This window comes from Solwaraspora sp. WMMA2080 (assembly GCF_027497395.1).
In the GTDB taxonomy this organism is placed as follows: domain Bacteria; phylum Actinomycetota; class Actinomycetes; order Mycobacteriales; family Micromonosporaceae; genus Micromonospora_E.
Map to the genome: position 1 here is coordinate 4,693,631 of NZ_CP114910.1, position 18,569 is coordinate 4,712,199.

Annotated in this window: 17 protein-coding genes; 2 read left to right on the top strand and 15 right to left on the bottom strand. The window is 72.2% G+C overall.

Annotation, left to right across the window (positions count from 1 at the left end):
* Positions 1–95: 95 nt before the first annotated feature.
* Both O7543_RS21320 and O7543_RS21325 read right to left on the bottom strand, forming a co-directional pair.
* Positions 96–3,542 carry a discoidin domain-containing protein gene (locus O7543_RS21320; RefSeq protein ID WP_281552222.1) on the bottom strand — a complete coding sequence of 1,149 codons (3,447 nt, stop codon included), beginning with the start codon at positions 3,540–3,542 and terminating at the stop codon, positions 96–98.
* A gap of 365 nt (positions 3,543–3,907) precedes the next feature.
* Positions 3,908–4,231, bottom strand: coding sequence for a transcriptional regulator (locus O7543_RS21325; RefSeq protein WP_281552221.1), 324 nt, complete (start codon positions 4,229–4,231; stop codon positions 3,908–3,910).
* 184 nt (positions 4,232–4,415) lie between these two features.
* Between O7543_RS21325 and O7543_RS21330 the strand changes: the two genes are divergently transcribed.
* On the top strand, positions 4,416–4,769 hold the full coding sequence (locus O7543_RS21330; protein WP_281552220.1) for a helix-turn-helix domain-containing protein: 354 nt from the start codon (positions 4,416–4,418) through the stop codon (positions 4,767–4,769).
* A gap of 57 nt (positions 4,770–4,826) precedes the next feature.
* Here the strand turns inward: O7543_RS21330 and O7543_RS21335 are convergent, their stop codons facing one another.
* Positions 4,827–5,633 carry an SAM-dependent methyltransferase gene (locus O7543_RS21335; RefSeq protein ID WP_281552219.1) on the bottom strand — a complete coding sequence of 269 codons (807 nt, stop codon included), beginning with the start codon at positions 5,631–5,633 and terminating at the stop codon, positions 4,827–4,829.
* A gap of 106 nt (positions 5,634–5,739) precedes the next feature.
* Positions 5,740–6,327, bottom strand: a complete 588-nt coding sequence (locus tag O7543_RS21340) for a DeoR/GlpR family DNA-binding transcription regulator (protein ID WP_281552218.1) — start codon at positions 6,325–6,327, stop codon at positions 5,740–5,742.
* 165 nt (positions 6,328–6,492) lie between these two features.
* On the opposite strand from O7543_RS21340, the gene O7543_RS21345 reads away from it, so the two are divergent.
* Entirely contained in the window at positions 6,493–6,624 is a 132-nt protein-coding gene (locus O7543_RS21345; protein WP_281552217.1) for a hypothetical protein, read from the top strand.
* Between the two features lie 21 nt (positions 6,625–6,645).
* Here O7543_RS21345 and O7543_RS21350 read toward each other — a convergent pair whose 3' ends face one another.
* From O7543_RS21350 to O7543_RS21400, 11 genes are read right to left on the bottom strand one after another with little or no spacing between them, the layout of a single operon-like run.
* Positions 6,646–7,257 (bottom strand): GNAT family N-acetyltransferase, encoded by a 612-nt coding sequence (locus tag O7543_RS21350; RefSeq protein ID WP_281552216.1) that lies wholly within the window; start codon positions 7,255–7,257, stop codon positions 6,646–6,648.
* Complete coding sequence (locus O7543_RS21355; protein WP_281552215.1) at positions 7,254–8,837, bottom strand: ATP-binding cassette domain-containing protein; 1,584 nt, start codon at positions 8,835–8,837, stop codon at positions 7,254–7,256. Before O7543_RS21355 ends, O7543_RS21350 begins: the two co-directional genes overlap by 4 nt.
* On the bottom strand, positions 8,834–9,679 hold the full coding sequence (locus tag O7543_RS21360; protein ID WP_281552214.1) for an ABC transporter permease subunit: 846 nt from the start codon (positions 9,677–9,679) through the stop codon (positions 8,834–8,836). Before O7543_RS21360 ends, O7543_RS21355 begins: the two co-directional genes overlap by 4 nt.
* Positions 9,676–10,626, bottom strand: coding sequence for an ABC transporter permease (locus tag O7543_RS21365; protein WP_281552213.1), 951 nt, complete (start codon positions 10,624–10,626; stop codon positions 9,676–9,678). The genes O7543_RS21360 and O7543_RS21365 overlap by 4 nt, the downstream gene beginning before the upstream one ends.
* Entirely contained in the window at positions 10,623–12,185 is a 1,563-nt protein-coding gene (locus O7543_RS21370) for an ABC transporter substrate-binding protein (protein WP_281552212.1), read from the bottom strand. The genes O7543_RS21365 and O7543_RS21370 overlap by 4 nt, the downstream gene beginning before the upstream one ends.
* A gap of 36 nt (positions 12,186–12,221) precedes the next feature.
* Positions 12,222–13,055 (bottom strand): class I SAM-dependent methyltransferase, encoded by an 834-nt coding sequence (locus O7543_RS21375; RefSeq protein WP_281552211.1) that lies wholly within the window; start codon positions 13,053–13,055, stop codon positions 12,222–12,224.
* The gene (locus tag O7543_RS21380) at positions 13,052–14,314 is read right to left on the bottom strand and encodes an MFS transporter (protein WP_281552210.1); all 1,263 of its coding nucleotides are present in this window, start codon (positions 14,312–14,314) and stop codon (positions 13,052–13,054) included. The genes O7543_RS21375 and O7543_RS21380 overlap by 4 nt, the downstream gene beginning before the upstream one ends.
* Positions 14,311–15,360, bottom strand: a complete 1,050-nt coding sequence (locus O7543_RS21385; RefSeq protein WP_281567184.1) for a dipeptide epimerase — start codon at positions 15,358–15,360, stop codon at positions 14,311–14,313. Before O7543_RS21385 ends, O7543_RS21380 begins: the two co-directional genes overlap by 4 nt.
* Positions 15,357–16,409 carry a PLP-dependent cysteine synthase family protein gene (locus O7543_RS21390; protein WP_281552208.1) on the bottom strand — a complete coding sequence of 351 codons (1,053 nt, stop codon included), beginning with the start codon at positions 16,407–16,409 and terminating at the stop codon, positions 15,357–15,359. Before O7543_RS21390 ends, O7543_RS21385 begins: the two co-directional genes overlap by 4 nt.
* Positions 16,406–17,233, bottom strand: coding sequence for a DUF364 domain-containing protein (locus tag O7543_RS21395; protein WP_281552207.1), 828 nt, complete (start codon positions 17,231–17,233; stop codon positions 16,406–16,408). The genes O7543_RS21390 and O7543_RS21395 overlap by 4 nt, the downstream gene beginning before the upstream one ends.
* Positions 17,230–18,537: an ATP-grasp domain-containing protein gene (locus tag O7543_RS21400; RefSeq protein WP_281552206.1), complete on the bottom strand. Its 1,308-nt coding sequence runs from the start codon at positions 18,535–18,537 to the stop codon at positions 17,230–17,232. Before O7543_RS21400 ends, O7543_RS21395 begins: the two co-directional genes overlap by 4 nt.
* Positions 18,538–18,569 lie beyond the last annotated feature (32 nt).

Below are 18,569 nucleotides of genomic sequence, written 5' to 3' on the forward strand. Positions count from 1 at the left end.
TAACGGATATTCATCTCAATCCGTTACACAGATCTCTCTACAAGCCCCAAACAAATTGGCCTATTCCGAACAGAAGAAGCATGAAGCCCACGGCGTCAACGTACCTCCAATTCGTACAACGAGTACCCGTAGGTGCCCGACCTGGAGGTGCCGTACATGCGCACATAGCGGGCAACGAGCGACGGCACATCGACGACCAGGCTGCCGCCTGTCCCGTTGCTGGTGCTGAACACCGTCGTCCAGTTCACCCCGTCGCGGGACAACTCCACACGGTAGGCCGACGCGTGAGCGGACTCCCAGGATAGGCGTACCTCGGTAACGACCCAGTTCTCACCGAGATCAACTTTGATCCACTGCGGGTCCTGCCACGCGCTGCTCCACCGGGTGCTCCCGTCGCCGTCGACGGCGAGCTTCGCCGCCCAGTTCGTGCCCTCGATGCTGGATGCGGTTGCCGAGGCGCCGAGGGCCAGATTGCGACCGCCCGAGTTCGTCCGCCCGCTGACCGGCGTGGCCGGGGCGGTCGTCCGGACCGGGGCCGGTGCCGGGGCGGTCGTCCGGACCGGAGCCGGCGGGCCGGCGGTCGTCGGACCCGGTGCCGGTTCTGTCCGGCTGACTGCAACCGTCGACGACGCGATGGCCGGGGTCGACCCGACCGGGGTGATCGGCGGGGTAGCCGATCCGACGCTGTCGGCCCCGGGCGTGGCCGCCAGTGTCGGTGCCAGTGCGGTCGTCACCTGCAGATTCGGCGGGGGTGGCTCGGCCACCGCATCGTCGGCGTCCAGGAGCTGCGTCACAGCACCGCTGGCTAGCGCCACGATCGCGACGAATGCCGCCGCCACGAGACCAGCCCGCACATTCCGCCGGGTGTGCAGTGTGGCCGGCTGCTCGGCGGGTGCCGAAACCCGGAGCGGTACCGTGGGAGCGGACAGCGCCGGCACTGGCACAGGGATCAAGGCCGGGGGCCGGTCGGTGACCGGCTTCTGCCGCGCCGGGCCCGGGGTCACCAGCGCCTCGGGCTTCCCGGCGTCACACTCGGTGATAGCCGCCGCCGGCCCGGACTCGACTTCGTCTGGTTCCCCAGCCTCGACTTCCGCCGGGGCCACCCCGGCGGGGATCACCTCAGCTGTCGGATGAGCCGACTGCTCGGTGACGTCGTCAGCCTCAGAGTCGGCAAGACCGGCGTCATCTGCTCGCTGGTGGATACGGTTGACGAGCGGACCGCCGGATGCCGGACCGGCTCGGTCGCCCGGCGCCTCGACAGGGGCCCATGCCTGTTCGCCGCCCGCGGCGGGCCGAGAGACCGGTGCCGGCCGTTCGAGCAGGGCGCGCGCGACCGGCGGATCCGCAGGCACCGCACGATCTGGTAGGCCGCGCAGGGCGACTGCGTACCGGATGCCGGCCGTGACGTCCGGATGCTCGGCCTGAGGTAGGTCGGCGTACGCCCGCGCCGGATCACTGCGGTGCGCCGCTGGCGAGCGGGATCGCGTATGCCACAGGCCTGCGGTGTCTCCGCCTGAATGGTCGTGGAGCCGGTCAGCAGGCACCATGACCTCGGCACCGAGGTAGTTGGCGAGCAACTGAAGGTTCACCTGGTCGATCTGCTCGACGTCCAGCCTGATCCGGACGCCACTGTGCGCCCATCCCGGCCGTTGCGTCGCGACCGCGGTGGCTACGAACCACACTCCGGCCGGGATGTCGAACAATCGGAACGGTCGGTCGGCGTCCGGGCCCCGACCGACCACGAGTACCGGGTCGGGCATGGGCGTGGTGGTCGGAGGCATTGCGTCCCGGTGATGCACCTCGCCGGCAGCATCCCGCTTGACTCGTAGGTCCAGCGTCGACCGGATACCGAAGTCCGCCGGTCGGCCCGCCCGAGCCGATTCTCCCAGCGGCACCTCGACCAGTGCCGTCAGGTCGTCGTCCGGGAACGGAAACGCGCCGGTGAGCTGAACCGATCTCGGCTCGTCCCGCCCGATCCGCCGGGGCAGGACTGCTGACCAGTCACCGTTGGGCGGGCCGCCGTTGACCACCGCTGCCTGGAGCTGGTCGGACAGCCGTTGGCAGAACTCGCGTGGCACCGGATCAGCCGACAGCAACAGGATCGGCCGCCCGGCCCATCCATCGTGCGTCGCGACGATCTCGCCGAGCTCGCCCGGTCCTACCTCACCGGCCTGGGTCACCACCTGGTCACCGGCAGCGGAGCCAACCAGTACGGAGAACAGCCGCGGATCGGCCCGCCACCACTCGGGCGGTTCAGTTCCGTCGTTGACGAGCACGATGTCGGGCGCGTCGTTACTCGGTGCGAGGCCCAGCCCCAGGTCTCTCGCCACCTTCACCGGGGAGATGACGACCCGCCGACGAGCCGCGGCAGGCAGCCGGGCCAACAGTTCGTGTATCACCGACCGGACGTCGTCACCTGGCGGGTTGCCGGGCACTCCGACGAAGACTTCCAGTCTGCCCGGATTCCACGGCCGGTCACGCACCACCGGACCGTGTCGGCCGGCGAACGGCGGGCGGACCCACAACCCGCACTGTACGGCCTCGACCACCCATCGCTCGTTCCACCGGTAGATGGTGGTCTCGGCCGGAGCGGATCCAGCAGAGGCCAGGCTGGCGAGCGCCTCGACCGGCCCTATCACCCGAGGCACCCCGGACGGCGGGAAGACAATCTGGCGGACGGGTTGCGGCCAGCAGCGTGCCGGTTCGGCGTCGACAGCGATCGCCACCGTCCGGCCAGCCGTGTCCAGCGTCGGCAGACCGGTAGCCATCGTGACGGTGCCGCGCCAGCGGTCACACAGTGTCCGGGTCAGCTCTCGGCAGACCATCGCTCCGGGGCCGTAGGGCACGACGATCAGGCGGGTACGGAGCTCGACCGGGAGGGCGTCGACCACTGCCGCCACCTCGTCCACATCAGGTGTCGGGTGACCGGGGCGCCCGACCAGCAGGACCGGCCGCTCCACATCGACCGGGATGGCGTAGGCCAGATCGTCCGGTCCCGGTGCGGTCGTATCCGGTCGCTGCGGATAGACCCACAGGCCGGCCGGGATCGCGACCCGGGTCAGACCGTGGCTGCCGCCCGCCGAGAGAGAATCTATGGCGGCCTCCCAGGCGGGCGCCGGGTGCCGCCGCCCGGCGGGAACCGGCGCTGCCCCCGGGCGGAACCGTCGGAACCCTTCGACGGCGAACAGTGCAGCACCGGGAACCAGGAGCAGCCTACCGGCCGGGGCCAGCACCTCGGACCCGAGCTGCTCGGCGACCACCGCCGCCGGGGCCGGGCCCGCCACGCCGACTGCGGCTGAGCCGGCGCCGGCGACAGCCAGCATCGCCGAGGTGCGAGGGGGAACCGCGATCGGGAGCGACTCGGCAACCGCTCGCCAGTCCGCCGGTCCGCTGAGCTGTCCAACGACCGTTACAACGCCGGCGACCGGAGGGATCGACCGGGCCAGTTCCGCGATCGTCCCACCCTCGGCATCGCCGACGATGGCGACCGTGTCGCGGAGCCAGCGGAGCGCCGCCGAACCCGATGCCTGTGTTCGGTCCATCTGCATGTCGTCATCTCTGCTTCCGTCGCCGAACCTTGATCGGCCCGCATCGTCCGTGCCCGCCAGCAGGCTTCATCAACATGACGAACCGACCCTGCCCCGAGGTTCACGACCAAACTGTGATCTTGTCGGGCGGGCCGGTACTGCGAACAGCGATCCCGCCTGGCCTGGCCCCACGTCGATCAGCTCACGGCCGACCGCCGGTCAGACTGCCGACGCGGGGCGAGGGATGACGCCGGCGGGTAGGCTGCGGCCTCACCCGCTTGTCACGCCCCCGTAGAGACCGAGCTGGCCCCGAAACACCTGGTCAACGGCTCGCCGGCTGACTACGCAATCGCGTTGTCACTAGCCGTCAGTTCCAGAAGTCATGTGCATGGATGTCCGTACTCCTCTGCGCGCGTCGTCGACACGTCGGTCGTCCTGAGCCGCAGGTTGGGCTCGTCGGGGCGCTGGTGTGGTCGGAGACCGGGCGGGGGGAGATGCTGGGAGGTGCGCGCGAGCGATGCGATCTCCATCAGCGCTTCGACATGTGCGGCGAAGGCCCGCCGTCCGGTAGGCGTAAGCTGCGCCCACGTCCGTCGGCGACCGTTGAGCGTAGCCCTGCGCAGCCTGAGGTAGCCTGCATCCTCCAACTGTTTGATGTGCTTGGACAGTGCCGAGTCGCTGATCCCGAGTGCCTCTCGCAGCACCTGGAACTCGGCCTCGTTCGAGGGGTCAGCAGAGAACAGATGTGCAGGCGGTGGGGTGCGTGGATGACCGGATCGAGGCGGGGCACGGTCACCACGACGTTGTTGTGGACGCGGGGGTGCAGGCGCTCATGACGGTCGTCCCGTGACCCTTCGCCGAGTCGAGTGGCGCAGAAGCTCGAGCACCGTGAAGAGCACCAGACCCGCGATCGCCCCGGGTGCCGACGGGATCCACCACTGCCGGGACGCTGCCTACGTGACCCGCTCACCGCGCAGGTTCTGGCCGTCCTGCACGAGCGACCCGGTCACGACTGGCCCCCTGGACACCCTCGCCGTGACGGTCAACGTCCCCCGTGCCACCCTTGTGCGGCGCTTCGCCCGCCACGTCGGCGAACCACCACTGACCTACCTCACCCGCTGGCACCTCAACGTGGTCGCCCGCGCGCTACGCGACACCATCGTCCACCGGATGGGCTGTACCTCCGAGTTCGCCTTCAACCGCGCCTTCGCCCGCCTCCACGGCCAACCACCCGGCCGCTAACGCCGACCTGCCGCCACGAACTGTTGACCGCCAGACGACAAGATGAGCTGTGGTGGCTCAGCCGATGCGGCCGACACCGCCGAAAAGGTAGACCTCGGGCTCGTCGGACTCCGGGTCGGGGCGCCAGCGTGAGCACGTGACGACGCCGGGTTCCAGCAGGTCCAACCCGCCGAAGAAGCGTTCGAGCTCGATTTTGGTCCTGGCGCGGATCGGCGTGCCGCCGCGTTCGGTGGTTTCCCGCATCACGCGCAGCATCGGCTCGCCGTGGATCTCCGCCGTGGAGTGGGTGAGCACCAGGTAGCTGCCGGCGGGCATCGCCTGCACCAGTTGTGCGACGGAGCCGTACGCCACATCGTCGTCCATGATGTGGTTGACGACGCCGAGGAGCATGAGCCCGATCGGCTGCGAGAAGTCGAGCGTCCGCCGCGCGGACGCGAGGATCGCGTCCGGCTGCCGCAGATCGGCTTCGACGTAGTCGCAACTGCCTTCCGGCGTGCTGGCCAGCAGCGCACGCGCGTGTGCCATGACGAGCGGGTCGTTGTCGATGTAGACCACCCGGCAGCGCGGGTCCAGGGACTGCGCGACCTCGTGGGTGTTGTCCGCTGTGGGCAGCCCGGTGCCGACGTCGAGGAACTGGCGGATGCCGGCGTCCCCGACGAGGAACCTGACCACCCGCTGGAGGAACGCGCGCTCGGACTTGGCTCCGATGGGGATGTCCGGGATGTGGGCGATGACCTCATCGCCGGCGGCCCGGTCTACCGCGAAGTGATCCTTGCCGCCGAGCCAGTAGTTCCATATCCGCGCCGAGTGCGGAACAGCGGTGTCTAGCTTGGAGCCTGAAGGGAGCTCCCAATCCTCGGTCATGGGGTAATTCTTCCGCAACGGCGGGGTGACGACGCAACTGGGGCGGCGGTTCGACGGCCAGGCCGAGCTCCAGTAGGGCACCCCTGGTGGTGAGTGGAGATCCTGTCTAGCAGACCGCGTTGCGGGCCCCTCTCTGTCGTGGTGGGGCCGGCGGGGTGACGACCTTCACATCGCTCGCGGCCAGCGCCTCCCGTAATTCGGCGGGCGGCAGGGTGTCGGTGATCAGGTAGTCCGCGCTGCTTAGCTCGGAGACCTGGGCGAAGAGTCGGCGGCCGAACTTCGAGGAGTCGGCGAGGATGGCCACCCGGCCGGCGCGCGAGATCATCTCCTGCATCATCGCGGCTTCGGTGAGGTTGCTGGTCGTGCGACTGGCCTCCGCATCGACCGCACCGACGCCGATGTCGCCGATGGCGGTGGGTGGCAGCGCCCCGGGCACCAGCAGATTGGTCGTCGCCACGGTGAGGTCGCGGTGCCGGCCCAGGTTGCGGGCGACCGCCAGGGTCGTCGTCCCGCTGCTGATCATGATGGTCGAGCCGTCCTCAACCAACGCCGCGGCCAGTGCCGCGATCTTCTCCTTCTCCTGCAGGCTGAGCCGCTGGTCGACGGCGCGGTCGGTGCGGGGCGGTGACCGCGACGACAGTCGCGTTCGTCGCGGCGTGTGGTGTGGACGACGGTGCGTCGGACCAGTCGGCAAAGTTCGACCGGATCATCGACGAGTTCACCGCGCAGAACCCGAACATCGAGATCGAGTTGCTGAGCGCGCCGTACGCCTCGGCCAAGCAACAGCTGCTCACCGGCGCCGCCTCGAAGACCCTGCCCGACGCACTCGCCCGCAGCACAGGAGAACCGGTCCTCGGGCATGGTGGTCGGCTACTCGTTCCGGGACAACGTGATCGTCCAGGAGATTCCGGTTCTCGCCGGGTTCGCGAACTACACCAAGGTGCTCACCTACCCGGAATCCCTGGCCGGGCCGCAGCCCCGAGCACGGTGACCTTTGCAGACGGGCTCTCTCCTAGCACGGTGACCGCGACCATCGGCTCCGACCTGCCGAACCCGCTGCCACCGGGACGCGCCGGGTATTGACGGAGATCGGTATCTCGAAGTGCACCACCCGGGAGGCGTGCGGGCTGCCGTCGCGGGGGTCGTGCACCACCTCGGCCACGCTCCGCCAGAACGCCTCCGCCCCGGGGACCCCGGTGTCGGTGTGCAGGTAGACCGCCCGGTAGCCGGGGTGCCCGGCGGCGAACGCGACGGCCCGTCGGACCAGTGCGCGGGCCAGCCCGTTGCGGCGGTGTTCCGGGCGTACGTAGACCCGGAACAGCTGGGCGGTGCTCGCCGCCGGGTAGCGGTCGACCAGCCAGCGGGGATGCGGCGGGCTGTTCGGCGCGGCGGCGCGGACGGCGGTGGTGGCGACCACCTCGTCGCCCTTGACCGCGACGAATAGCGCATGCCGCTCAGGCCGTAGGTAGGTGCCGGCGAGGTCGATGACGTCGGCGTGCCACCGCGGCTGATAGCCGTAGCCGAACACCTGGTAGAAGGTGTCGAGCATGACGCTGCGGGCACCGTCGAGGTGCTGCGGCGTGGCGGTACGGATGTCGTACGGACCGATGTTCTGGTCGTTCACGTGGTGCTCATCTCTCCGGTGCTGGACGTGGTTGCGGGTCGCGACAGATGTCGCGGCAGGTCGGGGTCGCGCGGTCGCGGCAGGTCAGGGTCGAGCAGGGCGCGGGTCAGCGGCTGCCGGCCGGCGCGCAGCACGGTGGCGGCGGGACCGTGTTCCACGACCCGGCCGTGGTCGAGCACGGTGACGTGGTCGGCGAGCCGGTCGACCACGTCCGGGTCGTGCGTGATGACCAGCAGCGCGAGCCGGTGGGTGCGGCACACTTCGTCGAGCAGGTCGAGGATCCGGTCCTGGTTGACGCGGTCGAGACCGGACGTGATCTCGTCGCAGACCAGCAGCCGGGGTCGGGCCACCAGGGCGCGGGCCAGAGCGGCGCGTTGCAGCTCACCGCCGGAGAGCCGGTCGGGACGGCGGGCGGCGAGAGCATCGTCGATCCCGACCTGACGCAGCAGGTCGTGGGCGGTCCGCAGCGCCTCGACGGTCGGTTGGCGGTGCAGCCGTACGGCGGGGCGGGCGACCTGGTCGAGCAGGGCGGCGGACGGCTGGAAACTGGCCCGCGGATCCTGGAAGACGTACTGCACGGTGGTGAGGTCGCCCCGCTGCCGGCGGTCGATCGAGCCGGCGAGCCGGCGGCCGTCGAGTTCGATACTGCCGCCGCTCGGTGAGTGCAGGCCGGCCAGGCAGCGGGCGACGGTGGTCTTGCCGCTGCCGGAGCGGCCGACCAGGGCGAGGCGCTGTCCGGGGCCGATGACCATGTCGATGTCGTGCAGGACGGTGCTGCCGTGGTGCGCTGCGGTGAGCCCGGCGACCCGCAGCAGCTGACCGGCACCGCCCGGCGGGTCAGCGGCGGGGGTCCGCGCTGGCCGAGCTGGGGTGTCAGGAAGGACCGCGTCCGGTAAACCGGAGGCGACGACGGTGCCCCGGTCGAGCATGAGGACGCCATCGGCGACCGCCCGTACCAGGTGCAGGTCGTGGGTGAGCAGGACGACCGCGACGCCGGAGCCGGCGAGACGGCGTAGTTCGGCGGCGACGTCGCGGCGGTTGAGGCTGTCCTGCCCGGTGGTCGGTTCGTCGGCGACCAGGACGCGGGCACCGGCCAGCAGGGCGTGCGCGATGACGAGCCGCTGCTGCTGGCCGCCGGAGAGTTGGTGCGGGTAGCGCCGCAGCAGGTCGCGGTCGTCCGGCAGGCCGACCCGGGCCAGTACCGCCCGGACCGCCTGCCGGGTGGCGGCGCGCCGTGTCCGACGCGACGGCGTCGGGGTGTGCCGGCGGGCGATCTCGCGCAGCACCGGGCCGATCCGGCGTACCGGGGTCAGCGCCGCCGCCGGCTGCTGCGGAGTGTAGCCGACGGTGCCGCCGGCCGGCGGTGTCTCTGGGCTGACCGGGCGACCATGGATCTCGACGTCGCCGGTAAGCCGGACGCCGGGTCCGGCTTCGCCGAGCAGCGCCCGCCCGAGCGTGGTCTTGCCGCTGCCGGACGGGCCGACGACGGCGAGGATGTCGCCGGCCGCCACGGTGAACGACACGTCGCGCAGCAGCCGCTGTCCACCGGCGTCGGCGCACAGCCCGTCGACCCGGATCACTTCGTGACCTCCGGCCGGGTGGCCAGCAGCTGATCGGTGACCAGGTTGACCCCGACGGCGAGCGCGACGAGCAGCGCGGCGGGCACCACCACCGCCCACGGCTGCAGGAAGATCCCGGCGCGGTTGCGGTCGACCATGACGGCCCAGTCGGCGGCGTCCGGGGCGACGCCGATGCCCAGGAAACTGGCGGTGGCGACGAGGTAGACGGCGCCGATGAACCGGATCCCGGCGTCGGCCAGCAGGACCCGGCGGATACCCCGGGCGACGTACCCGACCGCCCGCCGCCACCACGTCTCCCGGTAGAGCCGCATCGCTTCCATCGCGGGTCCGTGGGCCAGCGGCAGGGCCGCGGCGCGGGTGATCCGGGCGATCTCCGGCAGGGCGATGACGGCGACGATTACCACCAGCGTCACCGGCCCCTGGGGTGCGGTGGCGGCGAGCAGGATGAGCAGCAGCAGCGACGGGACGGCGAGGAGCAGGTCCAGCGGGCGCATCAGCACCTCGTCGAGCCAGCGCCGGCGGGTGAGCGCGGCGAACAGACCGACGGGTACGCCGATCAGGTAGGCCAGGGCGGTCGCGGCGGCGGCGACCGCGACGACGGACCGGCCGCCGAGCAGGAGCTGCCCGGTGACGTCCCGGCCGACGAAGTCGGTGCCGAGCAGCCCTGCCTGGTCGAACGGCCGGGTCCGGTCCGCGCCGTTGCCGACCAGGGCCAGATCGACCAGGGCCGGACCGGCGAGAGCGAGCAGCAGCGGTACGGCGAGCAGGACGACCCCGGTGACCAGGCGCGGAACCCGGCCGGTCCGCCGAACCCGGCTGATCATCGGAGCCCGGCCGGTCATCGGGCACCTGCCGCACGCGGGGCGAGCCGGAATGCGACCAGGTCGGCGGCCAGGTTGACGACCACGGTGGTGACCGCCACGATCACGCACAGCCCTTGGACGGTGGGGACGTCCCGGGCGGCGACCGCGTCGACCAGGGCGGTACCCAGACCGGGGATGACGAAGACCGCCTCGACGACGATGACGCCGCCGAGCAGCCAGTCGGTGGTGCGGGCGAGTTGCTGCACGACCGGCGCGGCGGCGGTGGGCAGTGCGTGGGCCAGCCACCGGCGACGGGCACCGAGGCCGAGGCGGCGGGCGTGGGCGACGTACTCGGAGCGCAGCGCGTCGACCATGCCGGCGCGGGTCAGCCGGCTGAGTGAGCAGATCGGTCGGGCCAGCAGCACCAGCAGCGGCAGGACCAGCACGGCCGGCTGGGCGAGCAGGTTGGGGCCGGTGCCGACGGCGGTCGGCGGAAACCAGCCCAGCCGTACGCCGAAAACCGCGACCAGCAGGATGGCCAGGGCGAACTCCGGTACCGCGTAGAGACCGACGGCGACGGCGCTGATGGCGCGGTCGAGCCGGCCGCCTTCGCGCCGGGCGGCGAGCATGCCGAGGCCGATCGCGATCGGGACGAGGACGAGCAGCGTCACGGCGGCCAGCAGTACGGTCGCGGCGGCGCTGCCGACGATCATGTCCAGGACCGGCCGTTGGGAGATCAGCGATTCGCCGAAGTCTCCGTGCAGCAGCCCGGTGAGCCAGTCGAGGTACCGCTGCCACGGTGGCTGGTCAAGGTCGAGCTGTTCGCGGATCAGCGCGATCCGCTCCGGGTCGGGCTGGTCACCGGCGATCACCACCGCCGCGTCGCCGGGCAGCGCCTCGGTGAGCACGAACACGATGGTGGTGATGCCGGCGACCTGCCCGACGCCGAGCAGCAGCCGCCGAACCGTGTAGCGGGTCAGGCTCAAGCCAGCCACACCTTGTCGAACCGGGCCCAGTCGAGGGTGTTGGCGGGGGCCTCGGCGGACACGCCGCCGACCCGGGGCGCGGTGGCGACGAGGAAGTCGGCGAAGCCCCACACCAGCAGCCCGCCCTCGGCGTGCAGCATCCGCTGCATCTCGCCGTACGCCTGCCGCCGGCCCGCTTCGTCGGCGGTGGAGACGGCGGTGGCGTAGAGGTCGTCGAACTCGGGCCGCGTCCACTTGGTGGCGTTCGTCGTCGAGGTGCTCAGCAACCGCTGCGAGATGTGGGTCTCGATCGGCATGGCACCGGAGCGGAAGCAGGCCATCACTCCATTGTCGAGCACCTCTCGCCAGTACGTGTCCTTGTTGCGTTGCACCGGTTCGACGTTCAGCCCGACCGCGCGGGCCTGGTCGGCGAAGACACTGGCCGCCTCGACGAACCCGGCGGCCACCGGCGCGGTGTCCAGCGGGATCCGCAGGCCGCTTGCGCCGGCCCGGTCGATGAGCGCCCGGGCCCGGTCGAGGTCGGGTTCGCGCTGGGGGATGTCGCCGGCGTAGTACTGGTAGCCCTTGCCGAACAGGTCGTTGCCGACCTGCCCGGATCCGGACAGGACCGTCTCGACCAGCTGCTGCCGGTCGGTGAGCAGGAACATCGCCTCCCGTAGGTCACGGTTGTCGAACGGGGGCCGGTCCAGCTTCATGGTGAAGCCCTGCAGGCCGCTGTTGGCCATCCGGGTGATGGCGATCCGGTCGTCGGCGGCGTAGCTGCGGGCCGTGGTGGGGCTGATGTCGTGCGCGTAGTCGACCTGCCCGGCGAGCAGGGCGTTGACCCGCGCCGACTCCTCGTTGGCGATCACGTACTCCAGCTCGTCGAGGTGCGCGGCGCCGTCCCAGTAGTCCGGGTACCGGGCCAGCAGCAGCGACGTGCCGGGGGTGAAGCTGCTGAACGTGAACGGCCCGGAGCCGATCGGCCGGTCGAACGACTCGCTGCCCTCCGGCACGATGTACGCGCCGAATGCGGCGAGCACGTTGCCGAACTCGGCGAACGGACGGGTCAGCGCGAACTCGACCGTACGGTCGTCGACGGCCCGGCTGGCCCGCAGATCGATCAGGGACAGGCTGGCCTTGGCGCGGAACGCCCGGTCCGGGTCGGTGATCCGGGCGTAGCTGGCCAGTACGTCGGCGGCCCGCACCGGCCGGCCGTCGTGGAAGGTCGCCTCCCGCAACGGCACCCGCCAGCGGGTGAGGTCGGCGTTGGGCTCCCAACTCAGCGCGAGCCGGGGCTGGATCGACACGTCCGGGCCGTAGTCGGCGAGCTTGTCGAAGATCGCTTTGGCCCGGGACGCCTCGTTGAACAGGTTCGCCAGGTGCGGGTCGAGGTTCTCGGTGGCGCCGCCACCGGCGAACGCGACCCGCAGCCGGCCGCCCCGCTTCGGGGTGCCACCGCCAGCGGCGGCGTCGGTGCCGGCGGGGGTGTCGGCGCCGCAGCCGGCGAGGAGCGCGGCGGTCAGGGCGGCACCGCCGCCGAGCAATGTTCGGCGGCGTAGTCGGGCAACAGTCGACATGTCAGTTCTTCCTTCCAAGGGGTTTCAGCGGGGAGTTCAGGCCGCGTCGTCGCGGCGGCGGGCGACCAGGTGCAGGCGGTCGCCGCGTAGGCCGGTCGCCAGCTCGGCGCCGGGACGCCAGGGCGGTTCGGTACGCGGGCCGGGGGCGTCGAACAGGGCGAGGACGTCGAACCCGGCGCCCTCCAGCAGATGGCGCAGCTCCTGCGGGAAGAGCAGCCGCCATGCGGAATTCTGCACGAGTTCCTGCTCCGCACCCGGCCAGGTCCACATCCGACGGCGGCGCAGCAGCTGCGCCGCGGCGTCGATCCACAAGGTGGTACGGGACGTGTAGGTGACGCCCTGCCAGCGCACCGACCGGATGCTGGGCCCGTCGACCAGGTCGGTGTTGCCGAGGAAGTACGCGCCGTTGCGCATCTCGGCGATGAGCAGCCCGCCGGGGGCCAGCTGCCGTCGGCAGTTGGCCAGCGCGGCGGTCAGGTCGGCGTTGTGGTGGCAGTACAGCAGCGCACTGTCCAGGCAGGTGACCACGTCGAAGCGCAGGTCGAGGTCGAACGTACGCAGGTCACCTTCGACGAACCGGACCCGCTGGTGGCGGCGGCGGGCGTAGGCCAGCATCCGGGTGGACAGGTCCAGCCCGGTGACGTCGAAGCCGGCGTCGGCGAGGTACCCGGCGTCGCGGCCGGTGCCGCAGCCGAGGTCGAGCAGCCGCCGGCCGGGCGGGCCGGGCGCGAACCGGTCGACCAGGTCGGCCACGAACCTGGCCGCCCGGTGCTCCGGGTCGGGAAACTGGGCCTCGTACAGCTGCGGGTTGTCGGTGAGCAGGTTGCCGTCCGACACCACCGGCCCGCCCCCGACCACCGGCCCGCTCACCGGGCCGCCTTTCCGGCGGTGGTCGGCACCGGACGTGGGGCGAGCAGGCCCCGGCGGTGCAGCACCCACACGGCGGCGCCCGAGGCCAGGCCAAGCCCGGCGCAGAGCAGCCAGGCTCCGGCGGGTACGCCCGGTGCCGCACCGTCCGGCTGGCCACCGGTCTGCATGAACCGGCCGACGGCGGTGGTGGCCAGCGCCGCTACGACCCCCGAGGCCAGGTAGAACACCCCGAAGTAGGTGCCGGTCAGCCCGTCGCGGGCGAAGCCGGGCACCAGCTCCAACACGAACGGCTGCGCCATCATCACACCGACCGCCAGCGCCAGCGCGGCGGCCAGCGTCGGCAGTGCCCGCACCGGAGGCGGGCCGGTCACCGGCAGCAGCGGCAGCAGGAAACCGAGGCCGGCCACCGCCATCCCGGCCGCGATGGCCAGCCCACGGCTGCTCCGCTGGCGCAGCCACCCGGTAAGCCGTACCTGCCAGCCGAGAGTGACCACCGTGGACACGACGAAGAGTGCGGCCACCGCCAGCGCGGTGCCGGCCACGGCCTCGGCCTGCACCGGTAGCACCAGGTACAGCTGGGTCTGCAGGGCGAACAGCGCACTCAACGCCACCGTGAACGCCAGGAACCGGCCGTCGGTCAGCGCCTCCCGCCAGTCCCGGCCGACGCTCTGCCCGCTGCGGGTCACCGGGTGCGGTGGCAGCACCAGCAGTTGCGCCAGGGTCAGCGCGGCGAACACCACCGTCGCGCCGATCGCGGCGGCCCGGAAGTCGACCAGCAGCAGCGCGCTGCCGAGCAGCGGCCCGAGCAGCGCACCGGCGCTGGCGAAGACGTTGAACAGGGCGAAAGCCTCGGCCCGGCGCTCGGGGGCGGCCTCGGCGAGGTAGGCGCGTACCGCCGGGTTGAACAGCGCCCCGGCCAGCCCGGTCAGCACCGAGGCGGCCAGCAGTGCGGGCAGCGACCCGCCGACCGCGAACACCGCGAAGCCGACCGCCCGCAGCCCGCAGCCCGCGATGATCACGCCACGTGCGCCGAGCCGGTCGGCGGCCGATCCGCCGACCAGGAACAGTCCCTGCTGGCTCAGGTTGCGTACCCCGAGGACCAGGCCGACCAGGGTGGCCGACAGGCCGATGTCGTCGCGCAGGTAACCGGCCAGGTAGGGCAGCAGCATGTAGAAGCCGACGTTGACCCCGAGCTGGTTGACCACCAGCAGCCGGATCGCCGGTGGAAAACTGGTCAGCGTCGTCCAGGTCGCCTTCACCGCACCGCCTCCGCCACGCCGGATCCGGTCGTCGCCGTCGGCGTCACGCCCAGTCCGGGGGTGTCCGCCAGGCGCAGCACGCCGTCGTGGCCGCCGATCCCGGTCCACGGGTCATCGGCGATCAGCAGGTGCCCGTCCAGGTCGACCCAGCGGGCGAGGCCGGCCAGATGCACGGCCGGTGCGACGCCGAGCGTGCTGGCGACCAGGCAGCCGAGCATGATGTCCAGGCCGCGTTCCCTGGCCGCCTCGACGATCCGGGTGGCGGCGACGATCCCGCCGCACTTGGCCAGCTTGACGTTCACCCCGGCGACCGATCCGGTGAGCCGGTCCAGGTCGGCGAGGCGCTCGGCGTCCTCGTCGGCGACGACCGGGATCGCGGTGCGGGCGGCCACCCGGGCCAGCAGGTCGGGCCGACCCGGCGGGATCGGCTGCTCGACGGCGTCGATCCGGTACGGGGTGAGCGCGTCGAGCCGCCGTACCGCCTGCTCGGCGGACCAGCCGCCGTTGGGGTCGAGCAGCAGCCGGGCCGTCGGCGCCTCGGCGCGTACCGCCGCCACCCGGGCCACGTCGGCGTCGTCACCGGCTTTCACCTTCAGCACCGCGAACCCGGCGGCGACCAGCCGACGCGCGGTCGCCGCCGCGTCCGCGACCGGCACCAGCCCGATCGTGTACGCCGTGGCCACCGGAGTCGGTGCCGGTGCTTGCAGCAGCCGGTGCACCGGCAGCCCCCGGGCCTGGCCGAGCAGGTCGTGCACGGCGGTGTCCAGCGCCGCGAGCACCCCGGCGGGTCCGTCGAACGTGTTCAGCTCGTCGCGCAGCGCCGCCGGATCCGAACAGCCGGCGAGCCGGCCGGTCCAGCCGGCACAGGTACGTTCGATCGCGGCCCGGTCGAGTCCGTAGTAGCCGCTGGTGACGACCTCGCCGTGGCCGGCGAGCCCGTCGTGGGTGACGGTCAGCTGGACCGCTTCGCGGTGCGCCATCACCGACCGGGAGATCCGCAGCGGTTCGCGCAGCACCAGCCGGTACGGGTGCCAGGACAGTTTCATGCCGGCACCCGCTCGTGGCGTACCGGGTCGCCGACCACCCGGCAGCGGCTCCACCGGGTGACCTCCACCGCACCGGGGTGCGGTATCTCGACCGGATGGCCGGGGGTGGGGCCGAGCAGCCCGTGCCGGCCGCACCAGCCGTCGTCGAAGATGGAGTCGAGGTAGCGGTGCGGGCCGTCGGGGAAGACCGCCAGCACCCGGGTGTCCGGCTGGGTGCGGGCCACCCAGGCGGCGACCCTGGCGACCGCGCCGGTGGACCATCCGCCGGTGACGAACGCCGTCCGGGCCAGCCGCCGGCAGGTGTCCACCGCCTCCGCCGGGCCCAGCCAGTGCACCTCGTCGAACGCCGGATAGTCCACGTTGTTCGGGAAGATGCTGCTGCCCAGCCCGCGCATCACCCGCCGTCGGGCCGGCTGGCCGAAGATCGTCGAGCCGATGGTGTCCACGCCGATCAGCCGCAGCTGCGGCCAGTGCCGGCGCAGCGTCCGGGCCAGCCCGGCGCTGTGCCCGCCGGTGCCGACGCTGCAGACCAGCACGTCGACGGTGTCGACCTGGGCGGCGATCTCGTCACCGAGGCTCGCGTACCCGGCGACGTTGTCGGGGTTGTGGTACTGGTCCGGCCAGTACGCGCCGGGCAGCGTCGCCAGCACCTGCGTCAGCCGTTCCCGGCGGGCCTGCTGCCAGCCACCTGTCGGGTGGGGCTGCTCGACCACCTCCAGCCGGGCTCCGTACGCGCGTAGCAGCGCCCGCATCGACGGCTCCAGCTCCCGGTCGACAACCAGCACCACCGGGTGGCCGAGGGCCTGCCCGGCGAAGACCAGCCCGATGCCGAGGGTGCCGCTGGTCGATTCCACCACCGGTGCGCCGTCGCGGAGTTCGCCGCGCCGCCGCGCGCCTACCAGCATCGCCACCGCCGCGCGGGCCTTCATCCCACCCGGCGCGGCGGACTCGACCTTCGCCCAGAAGCCGCCGTGCGGGTGCGGCAGCGGCGCGTCGACGTAGATCAGCGGGGTGTGCCCCACCAGGTTCAGCAGCTGCGGGGCGCTCACCCGGACACCCCGTACCGGTAGAGGGTCGTCGGTCCGCCGTCGAGCCAGAAGAACGGGTACGGCTCGGCCGACACCGCCGTCAGCCCAGCGCCGAGGAACCACGGCAGCACGGCGCTGCCGGTCTGCGCGAACGTCACGAACGGCTTGCCCTCGGCGGCGGCGTGGGTCAGCAGCGGCTCGAAGGTGCCGTTGCCGAGCGTCATCCCCGAGGCGAGGATCGCGTCGCAGCGGTCCAGCAGCGCCGCCGCGTCGGGCAGACACGGCTCGTCCCATTCGGTGTGGCCGCCGGCCAGGTCGCACGGCAGGTACCGCCGGTCGGCGGCGCGGAGCCGGGCCAGCAGCGAGTTCACCACCCCGACGACCAGGACCGGGCCGCCGGTCGGCGGCAGCAGGTCGACCACGGCGGCGGCCCGGGTCTGCGACTTGGCCAGCGAGCTGCCGGCGGGCACGGTGACCACGGTGTCGGCCACCTCGGCGTGTGGCCGCTGCGCCATCAGGTACGCGTCGAGCGCGGCCACCCGCACCGGCAGCAGCGGATGCGCGAGCAGGTCGGCGACCGAGGCGCCGACACAGTCGTAGACGACCTCGTCGGGCAGCGCGCCGGGCTCGACCGCGCAGGAGCCGACCGCCGCGTCGACCCGCAGGCTCAGCACCTGGTTGCGGTAGCCGCGCAGCCGATTCGCGTGCCTCGCGCCCTGCCTGGTCACGAACCCCACACTGACCTGGCAGCGGGTCGGGTCCACGCCGTGCCGTCCGGCCTGTACCGCGTCGATCAGCGCGGCGAGGGACCGGTACGCCGGCGGGGCCGGCGACACGGCCGTCATACCGCCGCTCCGGCCGGCGTGGCGGCGAACCGGTGCCGGTCGGTGCCGTCGTCGTCGACGTACCCGACGCGTACCTGTGCGGCCAGGCCGTCGGCGATGGTCCGCGCGTCGGTCCCGGCCGTGTCGACAACCATGACGTGGCCCAGGTAGTCGTTGTTGCTGCTGCTGTCCCCGGCCCGGTGGCCGGCGGGTTTCACCGACCAGTCGACCACCCGTGGGTCGGTCTGCCAGGCCCCGGTTCCGTCAACCCGGGCGATGACACCGGGGCGCGGCGGCAGTACGAATGCGATCGCCGCGCTGCGTACGCCCGTGTCGGCGGGTGTGAGGTCGGCGGTCTCGCCGAGCGCCAGCTGCGCGTACACCATGGGCAGGTCGATGCCGGTGACCCGGCGCACCAGCTCGGTGATCTGGTTGCCGGCCGGCCGGGGGTTGACCTCGACCACCCGGGGCCCGGCCGGGGTCAGTCGCAGCTCGGTGTGGGCGACCCCGCGGTCCAGCCCGACCGCCGCCAGCGCGGCCACCGCCACCTCACCGGCCCGGCGGGTGGTCGCCGGGTCGAGCACCGCCGGGAACATGTGTCCGGTCTCGACGAACCCCGAGGCGCCGCCGAGGCTCTTGTCGGTCACCCCGACGACCGTCGTGTGTCCGTCCACGGTGACCGTCTCCACGCTCACCTCCGGACCGGACAGCAGCTCCTCCAGCAGCACCGTCGGCACCCGGGGCTGGCGTCTGGCGTTGACCGGGAACCCGGTGAGGGCGTTGAACGCCGCCCGTAGCCCGGCCTCGTCGGCGACTTCGCGCACGTACATGCCGGCGCAGAGGTCGACCGGTTTGACCACCAACGGGAAGCCCAGCTCCCGGGCGGCCTGCGCGACGTCGGACCAGCTCTGCGCGAGCGCGTACCGGGGTTGCGGCACGCCGGCGGCGTCCATCGCCGCCCGGGCGAGGTCCTTGCGGTACGCCCGGCGCACCGCCTCTGGGTCCGCGCCGGGCAGTCCTAGGTGGGCGGCCAGCTGGGCGGCGGTGTCGAGGTAGTAGTCGCAGGAGGTGAGCACGCCGTCGAAGCGCAGCGCCCGGTGCAGCTGTTCCGTGTGCTCCAGCAGTCCGGGCAGCTCGTTGGTCTCGGCGGTCAGTACATTGTGCGCGGCGAGCAACGGATGCGCACCCCCGGCCGGTGCGCTGCGCAGGTAGTGGTGCAGGTCGCGGGTCAGGAAGGAGAACTGGTGACCGGCCTCCAGCACGGCCCTGGGCAGCAGATGCGCCATCGCACCGACCCAGCTCTCCACCAGCAGCACATGCGCCATCGACGCCTCCTCGCTCGGAAACCGGCATGGTG

What these genes read in the sequence shown, in the direction of transcription:
- O7543_RS21320 (WP_281552222.1), bottom strand. Translation starts at nt 3,542, where the DNA reads ATGGACCGAACACAGGCATCGGGTTCGGCGGCGCTCCGCTGGCTCCGC.
- O7543_RS21335 (WP_281552219.1), bottom strand. Translation starts at nt 5,633, where the DNA reads ATGACCGAGGATTGGGAGCTCCCTTCAGGCTCCAAGCTAGACACCGCT.
- O7543_RS21345 (WP_281552217.1), top strand. Translation starts at nt 6,493, where the DNA reads ATGGTGGTCGGCTACTCGTTCCGGGACAACGTGATCGTCCAGGAGATT.
- O7543_RS21360 (WP_281552214.1), bottom strand. Translation starts at nt 9,679, where the DNA reads ATGACCGGCCGGGCTCCGATGATCAGCCGGGTTCGGCGGACCGGCCGG.
- O7543_RS21370 (WP_281552212.1), bottom strand. Translation starts at nt 12,185, where the DNA reads ATGTCGACTGTTGCCCGACTACGCCGCCGAACATTGCTCGGCGGCGGT.
- O7543_RS21385 (WP_281567184.1), bottom strand. Translation starts at nt 15,360, where the DNA reads ATGAAACTGTCCTGGCACCCGTACCGGCTGGTGCTGCGCGAACCGCTG.
- O7543_RS21395 (WP_281552207.1), bottom strand. Translation starts at nt 17,233, where the DNA reads ATGACGGCCGTGTCGCCGGCCCCGCCGGCGTACCGGTCCCTCGCCGCG.
- O7543_RS21400 (WP_281552206.1), bottom strand. Translation starts at nt 18,537, where the DNA reads ATGGCGCATGTGCTGCTGGTGGAGAGCTGGGTCGGTGCGATGGCGCAT.